The 21,802-nt window shown below is 62.3% G+C and carries 20 protein-coding genes and 1 pseudogene; 11 read left to right on the top strand and 10 right to left on the bottom strand.

Translation table 11 applies throughout. The features are described 5' to 3' along the window. Window positions 1-2: 2 nt before the first annotated feature. From EN859_RS05565 to EN859_RS05555, 3 genes are read left to right on the top strand one after another with little or no spacing between them, the layout of a single operon-like run. A complete protein-coding gene (locus tag EN859_RS05565; protein WP_127852541.1) occupies window positions 3-1,859 on the top strand; it encodes a DUF2264 domain-containing protein in 1,857 nt (618 codons plus the stop codon). Beyond that, on the top strand, window positions 1,856-2,866 hold the full coding sequence (locus tag EN859_RS05560; RefSeq protein WP_127852542.1) for a hydroxyacid dehydrogenase: 1,011 nt from the start codon (window positions 1,856-1,858) through the stop codon (window positions 2,864-2,866). Before EN859_RS05565 ends, EN859_RS05560 begins: the two co-directional genes overlap by 4 nt. Then, window positions 2,863-3,636 carry a TIM barrel protein gene (locus EN859_RS05555; protein WP_127852543.1) on the top strand — a complete coding sequence of 258 codons (774 nt, stop codon included), beginning with the start codon at window positions 2,863-2,865 and terminating at the stop codon, window positions 3,634-3,636. The genes EN859_RS05560 and EN859_RS05555 overlap by 4 nt, the downstream gene beginning before the upstream one ends. Window positions 3,637-3,645: 9 nt before the next feature. Here EN859_RS05555 and EN859_RS05550 read toward each other — a convergent pair whose 3' ends face one another. The 6 genes from EN859_RS05550 to EN859_RS05525 form a co-directional block, all read right to left on the bottom strand. Continuing rightward, the gene (locus tag EN859_RS05550) at window positions 3,646-4,905 is read right to left on the bottom strand and encodes a Gfo/Idh/MocA family oxidoreductase (RefSeq protein ID WP_127852544.1); all 1,260 of its coding nucleotides are present in this window, start codon (window positions 4,903-4,905) and stop codon (window positions 3,646-3,648) included. Window positions 4,906-4,931: 26 nt separating this feature from the next. Beyond that, window positions 4,932-5,756, bottom strand: a complete 825-nt coding sequence (locus tag EN859_RS05545) for a sugar phosphate isomerase/epimerase family protein (protein WP_127852545.1) — start codon at window positions 5,754-5,756, stop codon at window positions 4,932-4,934. Next, entirely contained in the window at window positions 5,756-7,186 is a 1,431-nt protein-coding gene (locus EN859_RS05540) for a mandelate racemase (RefSeq protein ID WP_127852546.1), read from the bottom strand. Before EN859_RS05540 ends, EN859_RS05545 begins: the two co-directional genes overlap by 1 nt. 4 nt (window positions 7,187-7,190) lie before the next feature. Next, window positions 7,191-8,357: a dihydrodipicolinate synthase family protein gene (locus EN859_RS05535; RefSeq protein WP_127852547.1), complete on the bottom strand. Its 1,167-nt coding sequence runs from the start codon at window positions 8,355-8,357 to the stop codon at window positions 7,191-7,193. Window positions 8,358-8,359: 2 nt separating this feature from the next. Then, complete coding sequence (locus EN859_RS05530) at window positions 8,360-9,505, bottom strand: Gfo/Idh/MocA family oxidoreductase (protein ID WP_127852548.1); 1,146 nt, start codon at window positions 9,503-9,505, stop codon at window positions 8,360-8,362. Between the two features lie 152 nt (window positions 9,506-9,657). Then, a complete protein-coding gene (locus EN859_RS05525) occupies window positions 9,658-10,365 on the bottom strand; it encodes a TetR/AcrR family transcriptional regulator (RefSeq protein WP_127852549.1) in 708 nt (235 codons plus the stop codon). A 187-nt stretch (window positions 10,366-10,552) separates the two neighbouring features. On the opposite strand from EN859_RS05525, the gene EN859_RS05520 reads away from it, so the two are divergent. Genes EN859_RS05520 through ugpC form a run of 6 tightly spaced genes read left to right on the top strand, consistent with a single transcriptional unit; the run spans window position 10,553 to window position 16,925 of the window. Continuing rightward, window positions 10,553-11,839, top strand: a complete 1,287-nt coding sequence (locus EN859_RS05520) for an ABC transporter substrate-binding protein (protein ID WP_127852550.1) — start codon at window positions 10,553-10,555, stop codon at window positions 11,837-11,839. Between the two features lie 49 nt (window positions 11,840-11,888). Continuing rightward, window positions 11,889-12,800 (top strand): sugar ABC transporter permease, encoded by a 912-nt coding sequence (locus EN859_RS05515; RefSeq protein ID WP_245525498.1) that lies wholly within the window; start codon window positions 11,889-11,891, stop codon window positions 12,798-12,800. Continuing rightward, the gene (locus tag EN859_RS05510) at window positions 12,793-13,677 is read left to right on the top strand and encodes a carbohydrate ABC transporter permease (protein ID WP_127852552.1); all 885 of its coding nucleotides are present in this window, start codon (window positions 12,793-12,795) and stop codon (window positions 13,675-13,677) included. Before EN859_RS05515 ends, EN859_RS05510 begins: the two co-directional genes overlap by 8 nt. Before the next feature lie 28 nt (window positions 13,678-13,705). Further along, entirely contained in the window at window positions 13,706-14,731 is a 1,026-nt protein-coding gene (locus EN859_RS05505) for a Gfo/Idh/MocA family oxidoreductase (protein WP_127852553.1), read from the top strand. Window positions 14,732-14,736: 5 nt separating this feature from the next. After that, window positions 14,737-15,807 (top strand): Gfo/Idh/MocA family oxidoreductase, encoded by a 1,071-nt coding sequence (locus EN859_RS05500; RefSeq protein ID WP_127852554.1) that lies wholly within the window; start codon window positions 14,737-14,739, stop codon window positions 15,805-15,807. Window positions 15,808-15,845: 38 nt separating this feature from the next. Beyond that, window positions 15,846-16,925, top strand: coding sequence for a sn-glycerol-3-phosphate ABC transporter ATP-binding protein UgpC (gene ugpC, locus EN859_RS05495; RefSeq protein WP_127852555.1), 1,080 nt, complete (start codon window positions 15,846-15,848; stop codon window positions 16,923-16,925). 142 nt (window positions 16,926-17,067) lie between these two features. Here the strand turns inward: ugpC and EN859_RS05490 are convergent, their stop codons facing one another. The 3 genes from EN859_RS05490 to EN859_RS05480 all read right to left on the bottom strand — a co-directional run bounded on the left by EN859_RS05490 (window position 17,068) and on the right by EN859_RS05480 (window position 19,575). Continuing rightward, window positions 17,068-17,541 carry a VOC family protein gene (locus tag EN859_RS05490; RefSeq protein WP_189501744.1) on the bottom strand — a complete coding sequence of 158 codons (474 nt, stop codon included), beginning with the start codon at window positions 17,539-17,541 and terminating at the stop codon, window positions 17,068-17,070. 217 nt (window positions 17,542-17,758) lie between these two features. Further along, complete coding sequence (locus EN859_RS05485) at window positions 17,759-18,856, bottom strand: S-adenosylmethionine:tRNA ribosyltransferase-isomerase (RefSeq protein WP_127852557.1); 1,098 nt, start codon at window positions 18,854-18,856, stop codon at window positions 17,759-17,761. Continuing rightward, window positions 18,853-19,575, bottom strand: coding sequence for an SDR family oxidoreductase (locus EN859_RS05480; RefSeq protein ID WP_127852558.1), 723 nt, complete (start codon window positions 19,573-19,575; stop codon window positions 18,853-18,855). The genes EN859_RS05485 and EN859_RS05480 overlap by 4 nt, the downstream gene beginning before the upstream one ends. A gap of 86 nt (window positions 19,576-19,661) precedes the next feature. Here EN859_RS05480 and soxR point away from each other — a divergent pair, with 86 nt between their 5' ends. Beyond that, window positions 19,662-20,096, top strand: coding sequence for a redox-sensitive transcriptional activator SoxR (gene soxR, locus EN859_RS05475; protein WP_127852559.1), 435 nt, complete (start codon window positions 19,662-19,664; stop codon window positions 20,094-20,096). Window positions 20,097-20,291: 195 nt separating this feature from the next. On the opposite strand, the pseudogene EN859_RS05470 reads toward soxR, so the two are convergent. Next, window positions 20,292-20,483, bottom strand: a pseudogene (locus EN859_RS05470) (SDR family oxidoreductase); the annotation flags it as partial. Window positions 20,484-20,781: 298 nt separating this feature from the next. On the opposite strand from EN859_RS05470, the gene ftsZ reads away from it, so the two are divergent. After that, the gene (gene ftsZ / locus EN859_RS05465) at window positions 20,782-21,780 is read left to right on the top strand and encodes a cell division protein FtsZ (RefSeq protein WP_245525491.1); all 999 of its coding nucleotides are present in this window, start codon (window positions 20,782-20,784) and stop codon (window positions 21,778-21,780) included. Window positions 21,781-21,802 lie beyond the last annotated feature (22 nt).

The following is a 21,802-nucleotide window of genomic DNA, read 5'->3' as shown; positions in this document are numbered from 1 at the left end:
CGATGACTTACGATCCTGTCAGCGCCAATCCGCTCGGCGGCAATCCGCTCGCGACGCGCGCGGACATGCGGCGCGCGCTTGCCGATCTGTTCGATCCGCTGCTGCCCTATTTCTCCGACGGAAGCGCGCGCGTGCGGCTCGACGCGGCTGGAGCCCATTTCGACCGGGCGGCAGCCGACCTCGAGGGCTTCGCGCGGCCGCTCTGGGGGCTGGCGCCGCTTGCCGAAGGCGGCGGGGAATTCGCGCATTGGGATCGCTACGCCGAGGGTATCGCCAACGGCACCGATCCTGATCATCCCGAATACTGGGGCGCGGTGCGCAGCAAGGACCAGCGAATGGTCGAGCTCGCCGCGCTCGGTTTCGCCCTTGCCCTGATCCCCGAGAAAATATGGAACCCGCTCGACCGGCGCGCCCGTGACAATGTGATTGCCTATCTCAAACATGCACGGCGTTTCGACTACGCCGACAACAATTGGAAATTCTTCCGGGTATTGGTCGACCTCGGTCTCGATCGGCTGGGCGTCAACTATGATCGCCAGTTGACGGAGACCTATCTGGACCAACTTGACGGCTTCTATATCGGCGATGGCTGGTATCGCGACGGCAATGTACGCCGCATCGATCACTACATTCCCTTCGCGATGCACTTCTACGGGCTCATCTACGCGCGCCTTGTCGACGACGAGCGCGCCGACCGCTTCCGCGAACGCGCTGCATTGTTCGCGAAGGACTTCCGCCACTGGTTCGGCACGGACGGCGCAACGGTGCCGTTCGGCCGCAGCCTGACCTATCGCTTCGCCTGTGCCGGCTTCTGGTCGGCGCTCGCCTTTGCCAATGTCGAGGCCCTGCCATGGGGCGAGATCAAGGGGCTCTGCCTCCGCCATTTGCGCTGGTGGGCCGACAAGCCGATCGCCAACCGCGACGGCATCCTGCCGATTGGTTTCTGCTATCCGAACCTGCTGACGTCGGAGAGCTACAATTCCGCCGGATCGCCCTATTGGGCCTTCAAGGCATTCCTGCCGCTCGCGCTTGGCGACGACCATCCGTTCTGGACCGCGGAGGAAACGCCCGCCGAGACAATGGCCGCGGCCGTGCCGCTTCGCCACCCCGGCATGGTAATGATACCGGTCGGCGGCGGCGTTGTGGCGCTTTCGTCAGGTCAGGAGAACCTGCAAATGCGCTGCGGCACGGAGAAATATGCAAAGTTCGCCTATTCCTCGCGTTACGGCTTCAGCGTCGAGGCCGACGAGCGTGGCTTCGCGGGTGGCGCGTTCGACTCGACCCTCGCCTTCAGCGAGGACGGCGTTCACTATCGCGTGCGCGAGACGAACGAGGAAGCGAAACTGGCAGGGGAAGTCCTTTATTCGAAATGGTCGCCCTGGCCCGACGTGACCGTCGAGACATGGCTTCTGCCGGCTACTCCCTGGCATGTCCGTGTCCATCGCATCGTCACACCGCGCCCGCTTCTGACTGCCGAAGGCGGCTTCGCCATCGCGCGGCGGGATCTCGATGCGGATACGCTCGAGGCAACCGGCGGGACTGCCTACGCGATCGGCGCGGAGGACTTTTCCGGCATCGTCGACCTCGGATCGGGCGTCGCGCGCGAGGGGCTTTGCCAGAAGGCTCTCCCCAACACGAACCTGATGGTCGCCAAGACCATCGTGCCGCAACTGCGCGGCACGATCGCGGCGGGCGAAACAATATTGGCCTGCGCAGTGCTCGCCCTGCGCGACACGGCGGCGGCCGGCAGCGTATGGGCAGCGCCGCCGGGCGCCCCACCGATCGCAGAGCTCGCTGTACTCGTCAGGGATAAGGGTGAAACGGTCAGCGCGATCCAGGCACCTGGGCAGATGCGGTGAGGCAGCCCGCCATTGCCTTCGCCATGCAAGCGGTGCGCACGAAGCATGTCGTCACTCCAGAGATCATCGAGCGGCTAGCTGCCGCGGGACGTATTCTCTCCTCCGAACCGGTCGAGGATTTCGCCGATCCGCGAGCCAAACGGCTGCTTGCCGAAACCGAAATCCTGATCACCAGCTGGGGCTGCCCGCTTATCGGCAGCGACGTCCTCGCATCGGCGCCGCAGCTGAAACTTGTCGCCCATGCAGCGGGAACCGTGAAAGGCCTTCTCGACTCCGCCGTTTTCGAGGCCGGCATTGCCGTGACGCACGCGGCACAGGCGAATGCCGTGCCTGTTGCAGAGTTCACGCTTGCCGCGATCATATTTGCCGGCAAGCGGGTATTCCGCTTCCACGAACTCTATGCCGTGGACCGCAACCGCCATCGGGTGAACCCGATGCAGGCTGAGGCGATCGGAAATTACGGGCGGACGATAGGCATCGTGGGCGCTTCCCGCATCGGGCGTCGGGTCATCGAGCTTTTGAAGCCGTTCGATTACAGCATCCTCCTTTACGATCCGATGGTGGATGCCGAGGAGGCGGCGCGCCACGGTACGGAAAAGGTCGAGCTGAACGCACTGATGTCGCGTGCCGACATCGTCTCGTTGCATGCTCCCTCCCTGCCCGCGACGCGGCACATGATCGGCGAGGCCGAGCTGGCCCTGATGAGAGACGGAGCCACGCTGATCAACACGGCCCGTGGCGCCCTCGTCGATGAAGTCGCCCTGCTGACGACGCTGAAAACCGGCAGGATCGACGCGATCATCGACGTAACCGATCCTGAAGTGCCCAACGTGAATTCGCCGTTCTATGCACTGCCCAATGTCTTTCTGACGCCGCACATTGCCGGCGCGGTTGGACTGGAACGAGCGCGGCTTGGAAATATGGCCGCCGACGAGGTGCTCCGCTACATTGCCGGCGAACCGTTGCTTCACGAAATCCGCCGGCAGGATCTGGAGCACATCGCATGACTCGCTTCGAGGCGGCTCTCTGCACCGTGACGTTCCGCGCGCTTCGATCGGCGGAAATTATTGCTTTGGCGCGCGAGGCAGGGCTTGCCGCGATCGAATGGGCAGGCGATGCGCATGTGCCGCCAGGGAACTTGGAAAATGCCGTCGGTGTCGGGCGGATGAGCCTGGAGGCGGGGCTCGCGATATCCTACGGCTCCTATATCGCGCCGCCGACCGATGATTTGAAGGCCTTTGAACAGGCCTTGGAGACAGCTGAAACCTCGGGCGCGGCCAATATCCGCATCTGGCCGGGCACGCGCTATCGCAACTCTTCGGACTATACGGCGGAGGAAGTCCGTTCCGCCGCGTACCTGATCCGGGATATGGGCGCCGAAGCCGCAAAACGAAAGATCGCGGTCTCGCTGGAATATCACCCGAACTCGCTGACGGACGCGACGGATGCCGCGCTCAGGCTGATCGAGACCATCGCGCATGACAATGTCTACCTCTACTGGCAGCCGCGACCGGGATTGCCTCTCGATGAGGCACTGGCCGAGATCGGACGCATCGGGCATCACGTCTCGCACATCCACGTCTTCGCATGGGACCGTGACCGCAACCGCTTTCCGCTTTCCTCCGCAGAAGAATACTGGCGCGCCGTCATCGACGCGTTGCCCGTATCGCGCTGGAAAGGGCGGCGTTTCGCGATGCTGGAGTTCGTGGCCGGCGATGATCCGGACGCTTTCCGCGCTGACGCGGCAACGCTCAAGGCGGTGCTCGGAGGCGACTGACTGCCACCTCTACTGCCAGACGAGGAGTCCGCTGCTGTCCTTGCCCCACAGGTCGGCTATGGAAACCGGCGACCCCGTGCGGCTGCTCAGGAAGGCGGCAATCCCGCAGAGAACCGACATCGCGCCCGCGCGCGATCCCGCGCGCTGTTTCAGCTCGTCGTTCGGCGCAGGGCTGAAAAGCATGTTGCGCAGCCGGTCGTCGCCACCATAGTGGCCACCGCTCGAATGCGGCACCCAGATGCGCTCGACGCCGTCGAAGTTCCTCATGACGACAATCTCGTCGGCGGGCGGCGTCGTCCATGCCTGCGCCTCGTATTGCCGAAGCTCGATGCGCCCCTTGTGACCGTTGAAGGCGATGTGGTGGCCTTCGATCGGCATATAGGTGTTGAGCGAATAGGAGACCTCGATGCCGTTCCGGTAGCGGATCGAGGCGACCATGGTATCGGGGATGTCGATGTCTTCGCGGAAGACGCAGGCGTCGCGGACATAACCGTCGACGGTCGACGGTTCCTCGTACAGCCGCTCGAGGAACGGGTCCTTTGAGATGTCGAAGAAATAGTCGCAGTCGTCCTTGTGCGGACAGGTGAGACAGCGCTCGCCGCGGAAAGGGCCGTTCCTTCCATAGTGCTTCAGCTCGGCGAAGGCCGACACCGTCTCGGGGTCGGAATCGAGATACCAGTTCAGCAGGTCGAAATGGTGGGTAGCCTTGTGGACAAAGAGGCTTCCCGAATATTCCGAGAAGGCGTGCCAGCGCCGGAAATAGTCGGCGCCGTGGCTGGTATCGAGATACCAGTGGAAATCGACCGAAGTCACCTCGCCGATGACGCCGGAATTGAGCAGTTCCTTGATGCGCGCCGCCGTCGGCGCGAAGCGGTAGTTGAACGAGATATCGACACGCTTCCCGGTGCGCCGTTCCGCCTCCAGGATGCGCTTGATCTTGTCGACGGTCGTCGTCATCGGTTTCTCGCTGATGACGTCGGCGCCTGCTTCGAGAGCCTTGACGATGATGTCGTCATGGGTGGAATCGCGCGTGCAGACGATGACGAGTTCCGGCCTCTCTGCCTGGAGAAGTGCATCGAAATCCGTGTAGATCGGCGCGCTTGCGCCCATGTAGTTGCGCGCCCGGTCGGCCCGCAAGGGATTGAGGTCGCAGATCGCGACCAGTTCGACCGCGTCGTTCCACCGCTCCAGGAGGTCCCTGCCCCACATGGTCGTGCCGCGGTTTCCGGTTCCGACGAGAGCGTAACGGGTTCTCTTCGACGTCGGCATGATTTCCTCCCGGTTTCGACGGCGTTTCAGCACACCGTCCGGAAACGTTCGACAACAGTATCCAGCACGACTTCGCCCGGTTTCTTCCACCAGTTTTCCGCGGAAAAGATTTCTACTTCCTGCGGCCCATGGAAACCGGCCGCCTCGACCTTGTCGCGAATGCCCGGCAGGTCGATGATACCATCACCCATCATGCCGCGGTCGAGAAGCAGGTCGGTCGTCGGCACGAGCCAGTCGCAGATGTGATGCGCGAAAATCCGGTTTTCCCGGCCGGCCCTCGCTATGCCCTCCGCGAGTTCGGGGTCCCACCAGACATGATAGACGTCGATCGCCACACCCACATCCGGCCCGAGGCGCCCGGCGAGATCGAGTGCCTGCTTCAGCGTGTTCACACAGGCGCGGTCGGCTGCATACATCGGATGCAGCGGCTCTATGGCGAGCGGCACGTTCGCGGCGCGGGCATGCGGGAGAATGGAATTGAAGCCGTCCTCGACCATCTGCCGCGCTGCGGCGATGTCGCGCGAACCCTTCGGCAACCCGCCAACGACGAAGATGAGACAGTCTGCGCCGAGCGCCGCAGCCTCGTCGATCGCCCGCAGATTGTCATCGATGGCGGCCTGCCTGCCGGCGTCATCGGCTGCAGGAAACATCCCGCCGCGGCAAAGGCCCGTCACCTTCAAGCCGTTCAAATGGATGATGCGCGCTGCCTCGTCGAGCCCGACGGCCGCAACCTGGTCCCGCCACGGCGCAATCGCGGTGATGCCTCGGGCAAGGCAGCCGTCCACGGCCTCGGCAAAGCCCCAGCTTCCGCGCGTGGTTGCAAGATTGATGGAAAGGCCCTCCACCGTCATCAGTGTCCTCCCCCAGACATCGGCGTCATCGCGTTCCAGTCAGGCTCCACGGCCGAGCCGAGGCCGGGGGCTGCGATCACCGAGCCGATCGCCATGCGGCCTTTTTCGATGCGCAGGCGCGTGCGGCCGTCCTGCGTTCGGTAGAGATCGGCGTGAGCGCGCGCAAAGGCCGTCTGCTCGGCCTCCGGTGCCCCGGCCATGCCGTCGACATAGTGGTGGCCGTTGCGCTCGACGTGGGTCATGCCGATCAGGCTGGCAAGCGCCAAGTCCTGCTGCACGGCAAGCCCGCCCTGTGTCGTCAGGTCTTCTGCCGACATGAAATAGGTCGGGCCTTTCTCTGCATTCCAGTATTCGACCCTCGCGCGGTTAAGGAGCGAGCGGTAGAGGCCCTTGCAGGATTTGGAGGAGATGCCCGTGTAGCCGAGACCGCGGGCCGTGACGAAGGCGTCCATCGTCGCGTCCGACTCATCGATCTCGACCGGCTTGAAGGCTGCGAGCGCGGCAACCGATTTTTCAAAAGCCTGGGCTCGCGCGATCGGCTGCTCGACGAAGAGAACGGACCGCGCAAACTGCTCGAGATTCGGCCTTGCCCGGATGCGCGCGAGGAGTTCGCCCACACCCTCGGCAGAGGCGAATTGTTCGTTGCCGTCGAGCGTCACCGAGTAGCTGCCGACTTTCGCATCGAGCAGGTCGGCGATCCGACCCAGACGGTCGATGTCGGCGTCCAAATCTCCCGACACCTTCACCTTGAAGAAGGTCAAGCCGTATGCGTCGATCGCCTCCTCGAGGCTCTCCGGGAGGCCGTCATTCGGCCGCTCACCGGTACTTGCTTCGCCGGCTGTTATGGCGTCAACAAGGCCGACGGTGTGGCGTGCAGCGATCGTCTCCGCCGGCTTCAGCCCGGAGAGAAAGGCTGCAAGATCGAAGCCTTCGAGATCGGGTGTCGTTGCGGTATCGATGCCCGGCAGGTTTGCGTTCACCGCCTTCGCGACCGACGAGCCCTGCAGCCGGCAAAGCGCATCAAGGATTGCCCTGTTGCCGAGAGCAAGTCCGAAGGAAGCGACTAGGCCGTTCAGGCCTTCAGCGGCCGCACGCGCGTGATGCCCCTTCTCGACATCGGTATGGAGACCGAAGGCGGTTCCTCCTCCCGCCGCGCTCAAAGCGTCAAGGGCGAGAGCGAGCGAGCGTCGAAGTTGGTTTTCGTTGTCCGCATTTGTCAGCTCCGGCGACTTGTCGAACCATTTCGGCACCATCAGTTCAGCCGCCATTCCAACCATGGAGCGGCCCGCGGCATCCTCGATACGCACGCGCAGGAATGCCTGCCGCGCCTCGCGGAGCGTCGCGGCGCCGAAGCGGAATGGCAGGCGCAGACGCACCCGCCGCTCGAACGCCTGCGTCTCCACCAGGCGGATCTTCAGCGGATCGGTCATGATTTCATGCGATTCCCTGCGCCGCGAGAAAACGGCCCATGCGGGCGCCGGCATCGTCCGGATCCGCAAGGACATTCGCCTTGTCGGCGAGGCGGAAGAGTTCCGCGAGGTGGACGAGCGAACGGGCGCTTTCCTGCCCGCCGATCATGCAGAAATGGTCCTGCAGGCCGTTCAGATAGGCGAGGAAGACGACGCCCGTTTTGTAGAAGCGGGTCGGCGCCTTGAAGATGTGGCGCGACAACGGAACCGTTGGCTCCAGGATATTGAAGAAAGTATCGGACTTGCCGTTGCCAAGCGCTGCGAGACCCGCGGAAGCCGCAGGCGCTATCGCATCGAAGATGCCGAGCAGCGCGTCGGAGAAATGCTCGCCGTCGCCGGCGATCAGTTCAGCGTAGTTGAAGTCGTCACCCGTATACATCCTGACGCCGGACGGAAGGCGCTTGCGCATGGCGACTTCCTTCTCCTTCGACAGGAGCGAAACCTTGATGCCGTCGACCTTGTCGGCGTGCGCGAAGATTGCCTCGAGGCAGGTGTCCATCGCCGCCCAGTGGTCGGAAGATCCCCAATAGCCCTCGAGCGCGGGATCGAACATCTCGCCGAGCCAGTGGATGATGACCGGCTCCTTCACCTGGCCCAGAATGCGATCATAGACCTTCAGGTAGTCGTCCGGTCCCCTGGCGGCGAAGGCAAGCGCGCGCGAGGCCATCAGGATGATCCGCCCGCCCATTGCCTCGACTTCGCCGATCTGCTCCTCGTAGGCGCCGATCACTTCATCGATGCCGAGCCCTGCCACGGGCGCGAGATGGTCCGTGCCCGCTCCGCAGGCGATCAGGGCATCAGGTCGTCCCTTCGCTTCGGCAAGCGAGCGGCGGATCAGTTCCTTCGCCTCGCCCCAGCCGAGGCCCATGCCGCGCTGCGCCGTGTCCATCGCCTCGGCGACGCCGAGGCCGAGATCCCAGAGCCTGTGCCGGAAGGCAAGCGTGCGCTCCCAGTCAATCGCAGGATCGAGCCAGGGATCGTTATCGGCTAACGGGTCGGCGACGACATGCGCGGCAGCGAAGGCGACGCGCGGAAAATCGGACGCCGAACGCCGCTCGAGAGCGATCGGCGTTCCGCTCGTCTCGTAGGTTTCGATCGTTCGATCAGTCTTTGGCAGTCGAACCGTCGTCATCGTCAGACCTCCAAAGGCTCGACATCGAGCCACCGCCGCTCTTGCCAGGATTTCAGACCGAGTACGGCAAGCTGAACGCCCTTCGCCCCCTCGACCAGCGTGTATTGCCATGGCGCATCCTCGATGACATGGCGCAGGAACATTTCCCATTGAATCTTGAAGCCGTTGTCATAGACCTGATTGTCGGGTACCTCGTCCCAGGTCTTGTAGAAGTCGATCGTCTGCGGCTGATCCGGGTTCCAGACCGGCTTCGGCGTGTTGACACGATGCTGCGTCCAGCAGCGGGTAAGGCCCGCGACCGCAGAGCCGTGCGTACCGTCGACCTGGAAGGTGACGAGATCGTCGCGGCGCACACGGACTGCCCAGGACGAATTGATATGAGCGATCACGCCGCCTTCGAGTTCGAAGGTTGCATAGGCGGCGTCGTCGGCATCGGCCGCATATGGCTTCCCATCCTCGCCGACGCGTTCCGAAATGTGGGTCGCACCGAGACAACTCACCGCCTTCACGGAGCCGAAGAGATTATCGAGCACGTAGCGCCAGTGGCAGAGCATGTCGAGGATGATGCCGCCGCCGTCGGCCTTGCGGTAATTCCACGACGGACGCTGGGCAGCCTGCCAGTCTCCCTCGAAGACCCAGTAGCCGAACTCGCCGCGCACCGAGAGCATCCTGCCGAAGAAGCCGGAGTCGCGCAGCATCGCCAGCTTGCGCAGGCCGGGGAGGAAGAGCTTGTCCTGCACCACGCCGTTCTTCAGGCCGGATGCCTTCGCTTTCCTTGCGAGCGCGACAGCCGTTTCGAGATCGTCGGAGATCGGCTTCTCGCAATAGACGTGCTTGCCCGCGTCGAGCGCTCGCGAGATGAGATCGGCGCGCATCAGCGTGGTGCCGGCATCGAAAAATAGGGTGTCATCCGGATTGGCAAGCGCCGCATTGAGATCGGTGGTCCAGCGCTCGATACCGTGGGCGCGCGCAAGCGCTTCGAGCTTCCCCCCGTTGCGGCCGACGAGGATCGGGTCCGGCATGACCCTGTCGCCGTTCGCAAGGCGCAGTCCGCCTTCCGCACGGATGGCGACAATCGACCGGACCAGATGCTGGTTCAACCCCATCCGTCCCGTCACGCCGTGCATGATAAGCCCGATTCTTCGCATGGAGCTCCTCCCAAATTCGCGCCGGCACGAACCACCGCTTCAACGACAGAAGGCGCGAGGCTCGACAGTTTGTCGGTAGTAACTATCTGGTTACAAGATCGCTCGCCAAAATCGGATTTGTCAATCGTCGGATAGAAGTTTTTGTGAGGAGGTTACGCCCGGATGGAGGAAAGGGTCACCGCGACGATGTGCTCGCCCCAGGCTTTGAGCGCTTCCGGATCGGACAGGTCGCGCTCGAAAATCGTCGACAATGTATGGCGGTTCGAGAGGTAGAAGAAGCCGAGGGCGGCGATCGTCAGGTAGACGGAGACCGGATCGATATTGGGCTGGAAAACACCTTGCTCCGCGCCGCGACGGAGCACGTCGGAAAGCTCGCCGATAAAGTGCGAGTGCATTTCCGTGATCTTCTTCGAACGCTTGAGAAAGCGCGCCTTGTGCAGGTTCTCCGTGACGAGGAGGCTCAGAAATTCCGGATGCTTCAGGAAGTAGTCCCAGGTGAACATTGCCAACTCGCGGATTCCCTCCTCGGGATCGCGGTGCGCGAGGTCCAGATGCTTTTCGGCGCTTCTGATCGAAGCATAGGTCGCCTCGAGAACCGCTAGGTAGAGCGCCTCCTTGTCACCGAAATAGTGGTAGAGCATACGTTTGTTGGTCTGCGCGCGCGCCGCTACGGCATCGACGCGGGCGCCGCCGAAGCCGTTCGCGGCAAATTCCTCGGTCGCGGCTTCGAGGATCGCGGCATAGGTGCGCTGGGGATTGCGCGAGGCCCCTCTGCGTGGGCCTTTCGCCGCTTCTTCGCCACTGTCGACTTCCTCCGCGGCGAATTGCCTGCTTCCGCCACCCACCTTCTCCGTCGCCATATGCACCTCTCTTGCTGCGCTATCTGTCTGAAAATAGACCGTTCTCACTTTTCGCCAAACGTCTGCCGGCATTTGCCTTCCGATTGTCGCTTGACAGCCAAACGGATTCTATCCAACTTGTAACCAAATAGTTATTTGCTGAAAAGCAAGTTCGAAAGTTCATCATCTGAGCTGGGAGGAGACCAGGATGACCTTCACGATCGACCGCCGCCAATTTCTGATTGGCACAGCGACCACGCTTGCACTCGGCGCTGCCAGCCTCAACCGCGCCAGCGCCGCGACTTCAATACGCTTTCTCTGGTGGGGCTCGAAGGAGCGCGCCGACCGCACCCACAATGCGATGACGCTCTATCAGAGCAAGAATCCCGACGTTTCGATAGAGGGCGAATCCTTCGGATGGGACAATTACTGGACACGTCTGGCAACGCAGGCGGCCGGCGGCAATGCACCGGACCTGATCCAGATGGACTATCGCTACATCTTCGAATATGCGCGTCGCGGCGCGCTGCTCGATTTCACCCCTTACCTGGATAAATCCCTGAAAATCAGCGATTTCGGACAGGCGAACATCGATTCCGGCAAGGTCGATGGCAAGCTCTACGGCGTCAATCTCGGCGTGAATTCGAGCGCCGTCATGGTCAATACGATTGCCTGGAAGGAAGCCGGCGTCGACGCGCCGACCAACGGCACAACCTGGGACGATTTTGCCGAGACCTGCGCAAAGCTGACGAAAGCCAAGAAGCGCCGCAGTTTCTACGGTACCGCCGATGCGAGCGGCCTCGAGCCCGCCTTCGAGGGCTGGCTGCGCCAGCGCGGAAAGGCGCTCTACACGAACGACGGCAATCTTGCATTCGACGCCAAGGATACGGCCGGCTGGTTCGACTATTGGTCGAAGCTGCGTGAGATGGAAGCGTGCGTACCAGCCGACATGCAGGCGCTTGACCAGCAGACGATCGAGACCAGCATGATCTCGCAGGGCAAGGCCACCATCAGCTTCGCCCATTCGAACCAGTTCGTCGGCTATCAGGCGATCAACAAGGAAAAGCTCGGGATGATCAGCTACCCCGTTCCCGCAGACGACGCGAAACCCGGGCAGTACCTAAAGCCGTCGATGCTGATGAGCGTCTCGGCCACCTCGAAAAACGCGGACGCTGCCGTCGCTTTCGTCAATTTCCTCGTCGAGGACCCCGACGGCGCCAAGGCGCTCGGTGTCGAGCGCGGCGTGCCGGCATCGGAGAAAATCCGCAACGAACTGACGCCGGATCTCGATGATCTCGGCAAGGAGATGGCCGATTATATCCAGATGCTGACGCCCAAGGTCGGCACGCTGCCGCCGCCTCCGCCAAACGGCGCCGGCGAGAACGGCTTCTTCCTGAAGAAGGTGGCCGAGGAGGTCGCCTTCGGCAAGTTGTCAACCGATGAGGGAGGAGCAAAATTCGCCGAGCAGGCGGCGGCAAACCTCAAGAGAGGGTGACCTCGTGGGAAACCAGCGCACCGCCATTGCCGGCGAGCCGGTCGTCCGCATATCCACTCTCGCGCCACGCCAGAAGTTTCCCGGCGCCCTTGCACGCAACGCGCCGGCTTATCTGTTCCTGCTGCCCTGGTTCATCGGCTTCTTCGGCCTGACGCTCGGGCCGGCGCTGGTTTCCCTCTTCCTCTCCTTCACCGACTACAATTTGCTGCAGCCGCCGCATCTGGTTGGTCTCGACAACTATGCGCGCATCGCCACTGGCGACGACAAGTTCATCTCGTCGATGAAGGTGACGCTGTTTTATGTCATATGCTCGGTTCCCCTGAAGCTCGTCTTCGCACTTGCGGTCGCACTCCTGCTCAATCGCGGCATCAAGGGCCTTCCGGTCTATCGCGCGATCTTCTATCTCCCCTCGCTGCTCGGCTCGAGCGTGGCGATCGCCGTGCTCTGGCGCCAGCTTTTCGACAGCGACGGCGTGGTCAACACCATACTCTGGCAATTCGGGATAGAGGGGCCGAGCTGGATATCAAATCCGAACTACTCGCTCTACACGCTGATCGTTCTCGCGATCTGGCAGTTCGGTTCGCCGATGATCATCTTCCTGGCTGGCCTCAGGCAAATTCCCATCGACATGTATGAGGCGGCGAGCCTGGACGGAGCGTCCAAGACGCGCATATTCTTCAAGATCACGCTGCCATTGTTGACGCCCGTGATCTTCTTCAACGCGGTCGTCCAGACGATCGACGCCTTCAAGGCGTTCACGCCGGCCTACGTCATCTCGTCCGGAACCGGCGGGCCGATCGATTCGACCCTCTTTTATACGCTCTACCTCTACCAGGAAGGCTTCGGCTATTTCCGCATGGGGTACGCGGCGGCTCTCGCCTGGATCCTCGTGATCATCATCGCGGTCTTCACGGCCTTCTCGTTCCTCTCGGCACGCTACTGGGTGCACTACGATGAGTGATGCAACGTTCGCTACCGCCGCCGACGCCATCGAGCCGCCCACGGAGCGCTCGCGCCTGCTTTCGATCGCCATTCATACGGCACTGATCGCCGCATCGATCGTCATGCTCTATCCGCTGATCTGGATGCTGGCGGGATCGGTAAAGGACCAGAACGAGATCTTCGGCACGGCGTCGCTGGTGCCAAGCCATTTCGATTTCAGTTCCTATATCCGCGGATGGGAAGGCACCCAGGTCTCTTTCGGCAAGTTCTTCTGGAACTCGCTCGTCATTGCGGTGCTCTCGGTCATCGGCAACGTGATGTCCTGCTCGCTCGCCGCGTTCGCATTCGCGCGGCTGAAATTTTGGGGGCGGAACTTCTGGTTCGCGCTGATGCTCGGTACACTGATGCTGCCCTATCACGTCACGCTGATCCCGCAATATATTCTCTTCCTCGAACTCGGATGGGTGAAGACCTTCCTGCCGCTCGTCGTGCCGAAGTTCCTCGCCGTCGACGCTTTTTTCATCTTCCTGATGGTGCAGTTCTTCCGCGGCATCCCGCGCGAGCTCGACGAGGCGGCGATGATGGACGGCTGCAGCGCGTGGCGCATTTACTGGAAGGTCATGCTGCCGCTTTCGCTGCCGGTGCTCGCGACGGCCGCGATCTTCTCGTTCCTGTGGACCTGGGACGACTTCTTCGGTCCACTGATCTATCTCTCCGATATCAACACCTACACGGTTCAGCTCGGCCTTCGATCCTTCGTGGACTCGACCGGGAGTTCGGACTGGAGCGGCCTGTTCGCCATGTCGAGCCTGTCGCTGGTTCCGGTATTCCTCATCTTCCTGTTCTTCCAGCGCCTTCTGATCGAAGGCATCGCAACCGCCGGGCTGAAACGCTGAACCGGACGCCCCTGAAAGGAATTGTCGCATGAGCGCCTTGCGCTTTGCCGCCATCGGCCTCAACCACGACCATGTCTACGGCCAGGTCAACGTGATGCTGAGGGCCGGCGCCGAACTGGTCTCCTTCCAGGCTATCGAGGACGACCTCGCGAGAACTTTCAAGGAACGCTTTCCGCAGGCTGAGCGTGCCGACGATCGGCGGCGGATCCTCGAAGATCCCTCGATCCAGCTCGTCGTCAGCGCGGCGATTTCGGACGAGCGCGCCGGCGTTGCGATCGACGCCATGCGTCACGGCAAGGACGTGATGCTCGACAAGCCCGGCATGGTGACGCTCGAACAGTTGGCAGAGGTGCGCAAGGTGCAGGCCGAAACCCGCCGCATCGTATCGATCCTCTATTCCGAGCATTTCGAGACCGCCTCGACGGTCAAGGCGGGCGAACTGGTAAAGGCGGGCGCGATCGGCAAGGTGATCCACACGACCGGCCTCGGACCGCACCGGCTGCGCAAGCCGACGCGGCCGGACTGGTTTTTCGACCGCCCCCGTTATGGCGGGATAATCGCCGACATCGCAGCCCATCAATGCGAGCAGTTCCTGTTCTTTACCAATTCGCTCGAGGCAGAAGTGCTGTCGGCAACGGTCGCCAACCGCGCCAATCCCGACACGCCGGGCCTGCAGGACTATGGCGACATCCACCTCAGGACGCCCACCGCTACGGGCTATATCCGCGTCGACTGGTTCACGCCGGACGGGCTGCCAACCTGGGGGGACGGACGGCTCTTCATCGTCGGCACAGAAGGCACGATCGAACTGCGCAAGTACATCGACATCGCCGGGCGTCAAGACAAAGACCATCTGTTTATCGTCGACAGAAGCGGCGTGCGCCATATCGACTGCTGCCATGTCGAGCTTCCCTACGGACGTCAGCTTGCCGCTGACATCCGCGATCGCACAGAGACGGCGATGGGACAGGAGCACTGCTTCAAGGCGATGGAGCTTGCCCTCAAGGCGCAGGCGCTTGCCGAAATCTCTTCTTCCTCCCAAACACAGAAATAAGAAGCATGCCGGACATCAAGAAAGTCGCCATCATCGGTCTGGGCATAGGCCGTTCGCACATCGTGGAGGGCTACCTGCCGCATCCTGACCGTTTCGAGCTTGCCGCGCTCTGCGATCTGAACGAGGAACGGCTGGAGGCGATCGGCAGCGAATTCGGCATCGAGCGGCGGACAACGCGCTTCGCCGACGTGATCAACATGGACGACATCGACATCATCGACATCTGCACGCCGCCGAGCATCCATTTCGAGCTGATCAGCCAGGCACTCGCCGCCGGCAAGCATGTCGTCTGTGAAAAGCCACTCGTCGGCTCGCTGGCCGATGCGGATACCATCATCGAACTCGAAAAATCCGCGCGCGGCCGGCTCATGCCGATCTTCCAGTACCGCTATGGCGACGGTGTGCAGAAGGCCAAGCGCATCATCGACGCGGGCCTCGCCGGCAAGCCTTACGCTGCGACCTGCGAGACGCACTGGATCCGCACACCGGAATATTACGCCGTGCCGTGGCGCGGCAAATGGGCGACGGAGCTCGGCGGCGTGCTCATGACCCAGTCGATCCACCTGCACGACATGCTGACCTATCTGATGGGGCCGATCGAAGCGCTGTTCGGCCGCGTCTCGACGCGCGTCAACGATATCGAGGTAGAGGATTGCGCGAGCGCCAGTCTGCTCATGCAAAACGGCGCCCTGGCGACGATCAGCGCGACGCTCGGCTCGGTCGAGCAGATCAGCCGGCTCAGAATGTGCTTCGAGAATGTTCTGATCGAAAGCAATCACGAGCCTTATAGCCCCGGCCAGGATCCGTGGAAGATCGTCCCGGTCTCCGAGGAGATCGGCAGGAAGATCGATGCGCTTCTTGCAGGCTGGCAGCCCATGCCGATCCGCTTCGAGACGCAGATGAGGCTTTTCCACGAAGCGCTCGTCTCGGCCGGACCGTTGCCGGTGACGACGGTCGACGCGCGAGCCGCCCTCGAACTCGTCACCGCTTTCTACGAATCGTCGGAAACCCGCTCCGAGGTGAAATTTCCGGTCGGGCCGGAAAGTGCAAAATACCAGAGTTGGAGACCCGTATGATGTTGGCTCCATCCGCGATGGTTGAGGAGGAACGAAGCATGGCGACGAACGTCTCGCTGCAGAAAGTGGTCAAGCGCTACGGCGAGCACGAGGTCATCCGTGGCATCGACCTGGAGATCGATCCCGGGGAATTCGCCGTCTTCGTCGGCCCGTCCGGCTGCGGCAAGTCGACACTGCTCCGGATGATCGCCGGGCTCGAACTGATCTCCGGGGGCTCGCTCTTCCTCGACGGGGAGCGGATGAACGAAGTGCCGGCCGCGCGGCGCGGCATCGCCATGGTCTTCCAGTCCTACGCGCTTTATCCGCACATGACCGTCTACAAGAACCTCGCCTTTGGCCTGGAGACGGCGGGCATGAAGAAAAGCGAGATCGCGCGACGCGTCGAACACGCCGCCGAGATCCTGCAGATTTCGCAATTGCTCAACCGGCGGCCGAAAGCCCTTTCCGGCGGCCAGCGCCAGCGCGTGGCGATCGGCCGTGCCATCGTGCGCGAGCCGAAGATCTTCCTTTTCGACGAACCGCTCTCCAACCTCGATGCCGAATTGCGTGTGCAGATGCGCGTGGAGATTTCGAAGCTCCATCAAAACCTCGGCAACACGATGATCTACGTGACGCACGATCAGGTCGAGGCAATGACGATGGCCGACAAGATCGTCGTTCTCAATTCCGGCCGGATCGAGCAGGTGGGGGCGCCGCTCGATCTCTACAACAAGCCCGTCAACAAGTTCGTGGCCGGCTTCATCGGTTCGCCCAAGATGAACTTCATCGAAGGCGAACTGGCCAGATCGAATGACGGAATGACCTCAGTCCATTTGAACGGTCAGACAATCAGCCTGCCACGCCCGATAGGTGCGGCAAAAGCGGGAGATCGTGTGACGTTTGGGGCCCGTCCCGAACACATCACCGTCGGCGAACACGGTACGACGATCGGCGATACAAGGGTCGACCTCGTCGAACATCTCGGGGGCCAGACCATCCTTTACGCCTCAATGAAGGGCGGTCAGAGCCTTACCGTCGCGCTCGACGGCCAGCAACCGGTGCGCGCGGGAGAGACATTGACAGTCAGCATCGATCCTCAACGCTGTCACCTGTTCGGCCCGGACGGAAATGCGCTTTGATCAGCGCTGTTGCGAAATCGGGCAAACGGTAAAGAAGATCCACGGGCCCGGTTCGTCAGAATAGATGCCGGATTGCCGGTTGATCAGGCGCATTACGGAAAGTGCAACAGATGAACGTCGGCAACAGGTTAACCTCGGACCGTCAGCCGCGCCGAGCCGCCTCGATCGCTGCGACGTCGATTTTCTTCATATCCATCATAGCATCAAAGGCGCGTTTTGCTTCATCGCCGCCGGCCGCCAGCGCCTCGGTCAGCACGCGCGGCGTGATTTGCCAGGAGATGCCCCATTTGTCCTTGCACCAACCGCACGCACTTTCCTGGCCGCCATTGCCGACGATGGCGTTCCAGTAGCGGTCGGTCTCCTGCTGATTATCGGTGGCGATCTGGAAGGAGAAGGTTTCGTTGTGTTTGAACGCGGGCCCGCCATTGAGGCCGAGACAGGGGATGCCGGCGACCGTGAAATCGACCGTCAGCACGTCACCCGCCTTGCCGGCCGGATAGTCGCTGGGAGCGCGGTGGACGGCACTTACCGAGCTGTCAGGAAAAGTCTCGGCATAGAAGCGGGCTGCAGCTTCGGCGTCCTTGTCGTACCAAAGGCAAATCGTGTTCTTGGCAATTGTCATTGCTGGTCCCTTTGCTTTTGAAGCCAATTCCGGCCTTTTTCCCACACTCGGGGGCGTTTCACAGCCAGCCTCGGCGGTGCACCACGAACTTAGAATGCGCTCGTGCCATATGACGTTCCGCCGGGGGCGACGGTCCGCTTTGGATCAAATTCCAAATCCTGGTCCGCTGCAACTGGCGCGCCGAGCGCCCGAAATGCTAACGATCCTGCCGTCACTCATAGCATGTCTCGAGTAGAGCCTTCGTCTCGGGCACCTCGGCCCGGTTCTGTTCGCGCGATAGAAGCAGCGGTTGGCGATAGAGCAGCATGGAATCGCCGAATTCATGCGCACGGTAGCGGTACGCGGTGAACGCTGCGGAGGCCTTGGCGAGCAGAGCTTCGTCGGCAAAGGCGTGCAGGAGCTCGAAATGGCTTTCGCCGGGCTGGTGGACGCCTGTGAGAATCGCATCAACCACCCGAAGCCGCGTGCCCTGCGCGATACGCCCTGTCGCAATGCCATTTCCGGCACGCACACTGCCGTCAAGATTGGCGGCTGCCTCAAGCGCACGCACTACGCTCGTGCCGATCGCGATAATGCGGCTGCCGCGGAGCTTCGCCCGCGCGACCTGCGTCGCGGTGTACTCAGGGATGCGGTACGGCTCGTCGAAGGGGAGGCGCGCGTCGAGCGCGGCATCGCCGGTGGAAGAAACGCCCGCGGCATGCGTGAGTGTTGCGAAGCCGACATCGCGCCGACGCCAGGCCTGGAGCGTGAGCCAGTCGAGAGCAAAGCCTGCCGATGGCGCCTCGAACGCGACCGGCCCGGCGGCAATCTTCGTCCAAACATCCCACAGTGCCAACGGTTCGGGAACATGCGCGTATTGGATCGGCCGGCCGTGCTGCGCCAGTCCTGCAAGCACCGCTGCGCGGTTGTCTGGGAAGCGCAACTCTAGAAGCCGAGGACGGTCGAGAAGGCGCTCTACGACGGCTTCAAGCGGGCCGAGCCGGAGGCGATCGCCTGGTGACAGCGGAGGCGGAGGCAGCCGGTCTTCCGTGCGCGTGCGGTGATCGCCCGCGCCGAAGGCTATCGCCACGAAGCGGGTTGGATCGGGAAGTGTCAGCCAGCCTGCCAGGCGGATCTCGATCGTCTCGTCGCTAGGGACATGCGTGCCGCGCAAGCTGGCAGGCAAGGTCGCGGCGTCATTGGCGACGATCAGGTCGCCGGGATCGAATAGCGTCGCGAATACAGCGCGCGGCAAGTCGCTCATCGTGCCGTCTGCCTCGACGACGAACAGCCTGGCGGAGCGCCGATCGGGACGGTCGGCGGCAATCATCCATGTGCCCCGGTGAGAAGCGTAGAGCGGACGGGCAACGCGTCGAGCATCTTTTCGATGATCTCGGCAGCAGCCAGCTCGGGGCGCTTCAAGGTCGCCGGATCGGCATCAGGGACCGCGAGCGCATGCAGTGAGGTGTCCATATCGCCAGGGTCGAGCGCGAGGAACGGTATGCCGTCGGCTTTCGCCTCCTCGTCCCAAATCGCCGTCAGATGGGCAAGAGCGGCCTTGCTCGCGCCATACGCGCCCCAGCCGGGATAGGCGTTGACCGCCGCATCGCTAGAGATGTTGATCACCAGCGCGCCACCGCCCCCGCGTGCGGACGCGGCAAGCGCACCGAACAGGGCTTTCGTCAGCCGGAACGCGCCGACGAGATTGACGGCGAGCGCCACTTCCAGCTCCTCGCATTCGGTATCGGCAAGGAGCGCTAAAGGGACAGGGCCGAGGCTCGACGCATTGTTGACCAGGACGTCGAGCCCGCCAAGGCTGGCAGTGACCTGCAACGCGATCGGGTAGATGTCGTCCTTCTTGCCGACGTCGCCGACAATGCCGTGCGCGCCCGTCTCGTCGGCGATGCGTTCGACATTCGCGGCGGTGCGGGCGATGAAGGCGACGCACGCCTTCATCGCGGTAAGCTGCCGCACAAGCGCCAGTCCTAGGCCGGACGTGCCGCCCGTGACCGCCACGCGAAGTCCCTGAAGATCGATATTCGTCTGCATTGCCGGTGCTCCTTCAATCCGTACGACCCGTTGCTACAAGTTCAAGTCAACTTGAAGTCAAGCGGGAATCGTGCTTTCGTTCATGCATGGATTCCATGCTGACCATCACCGACGTGTCGCGGCGCAGCGGCGTCGCCTCATCGGCTCTGCGTTTCTACGAGGAGCGCGGGCTGATCGCATCCGAGCGGGCCGGCTCGGGACACAGACGCTATCCGCGATCTGTGCTGCGCCGGGTCGCCTTCATCGTCTTCGCGCAGCGCATTGGGCTGACGCTCGAGGAGATCGGCGCCGAGCTCGCCAAGTTGCCAGCCGATCGCGTGCCGTCGCGTCGGGATTGGTCGAGGTTGTCAGGCGAGTGGACCAAGCGCATCGACCAGCGCATCGCCGAGTTGCAGCGCCTGAGGTCCGGGCTTACCGAGTGCATCGGTTGCGGCTGCCTTTCGATCGACCGCTGTAGCCTTGCGAACCCTGCCGATATGGCAGGACGCAAGGGGCCAGGGCCGAGGTATTGGCTGGGGTGAGTTGGCAGCGTGCCTATCACTATTGCAGAGCTCGGCACCGCAAGACTTCGCCAAGTGCGAGACGCTGCAGTCGCGGCAACGATTGGCGGCGGTATTGTTAGTCGCAGACTTTCTCCATCCACTCGACGGCCTTGCCATCAAGTGATTCCTGATATGCGACATTGCCGTAGTAGGGGTTCTCGTCATGCCAATGCTTCAGGTTGTGTGCTTGACGCACACAACCCAGTTGGACCGGTTTGCAACACCTCTATCTGCCCAAGCCACCGCTTGCGCGCCCGTGATTTCCACCAGAGACCCACACATCAACGCAGCTTCGTCCGATGCGAGGAAAGCTACCAGCGCGGCCACTTCCTCCGGCTTGCCGATCCGGCCAAAAGGCACCAGCCGACGGGCATTGGGAAACAACAGGAAGGCCGTCTGACAAATTCCTAATCTGTAGGTCACAAGTTCGATTCCTGTCGGGATCACCATAGTTTTCAGGCACTTGGCAGATAGCCGCCGTAGCTTTTAGCACCCCGCCGACATTGCGCTGACAAGCTCGCACTTGCAGGCAGGTTCACCCTCTGATTCCTTGGCAGCGGGGGCATGGCCTGATTCGCGAGCTTGCCGCATCGGATTCGGTGCGGTTTTCGGAAAGATCATCTGATTGCTCGCCGCGCCCAGTATTTTCGATGGAGAGACGGCATTGAACACCAAGGGAAAGCCGGAAATCTTCGAGATGAGGCCGAAGATAACCGTTATTGGCGTAGGCGGTGGCGGTGGCAATGCCGTCAACAACATGATCACCGAGGGCTTGCAGGGCGCCGAGTTCATCGTCGCCAACACCGACGCCCAGGCGCTCGCAATGTCGAAGGCATCACGACTGATCCAGTTGGGTGCTCATGTGACGGAAGGCTTGGGAGCCGGGTCCCTGCCCGAGGTCGGGCGCGCGGCAGCCGAGGAAACGATCGACGAGATCATGGACCACCTCGCGGGAACGCATATGTGTTTCGTGACCGCCGGCATGGGGGGTGGAACGGGGACAGGTGCTGCCCCCATCATAGCGCGAGCTGCGCGAGACGCGGGAATACTGACGGTGGCCGTCGTCACCAAGCCGTTTACCTTCGAAGGGAAACGCCGGTTGCAATCGGCCGACGAAGGCATCGATCGGCTTCGCGAAAGTGCCGACACGGTGATCGTGATCCCAAATCAGAACCTGTTCAGGATTGCCGACGCCAAGACGACGTTCGCGGATGCTTTTGCCATGGCGGACCGCGTGCTTTATTCCGGTGTCGGCTGCATTACCGACCTCATCGTAAAGGAAGGGCTGATCAATCTCGACTTCGCCGACGTGAAATCGGTGATGCGGGACATGGGCCGCGCGATGATGGGTACCGGTGAAGCCACAGGCGAAGGCCGTGCCAGGAACGCTGCAGAGGCAGCCATAGCAAACCCGCTTCTCGACGAAGCTTCCATGATGGGTGCCAAGGGTGTTCTCGTCTCGATATCGGGCGGAACCGATATGACGCTGTTCGAGGTCGACGAAGCGGCCACCCGCATACGCGAGGAGGTCGACGCCGATGCCGACATCATCGTCGGCGCCATTTTCGACGAGGCGCTCGCTGGAAAATTCAGGGTGTCGGTCGTCGCCACCGGATTGCGCCAGGGCATCGAAGTGCTTCAACCCGGTCAGATGATCGCCTGAGCCTGCCCCTCTGCAAGGCGGC

Source organism: Mesorhizobium sp. M00.F.Ca.ET.216.01.1.1 (assembly GCF_004010325.2).
GTDB lineage: Bacteria > Pseudomonadota > Alphaproteobacteria > Rhizobiales > Rhizobiaceae > Mesorhizobium.
Note: the sequence above shows the minus strand (reverse complement) of the source record. Positions and strands in the feature narration are given on the sequence as shown.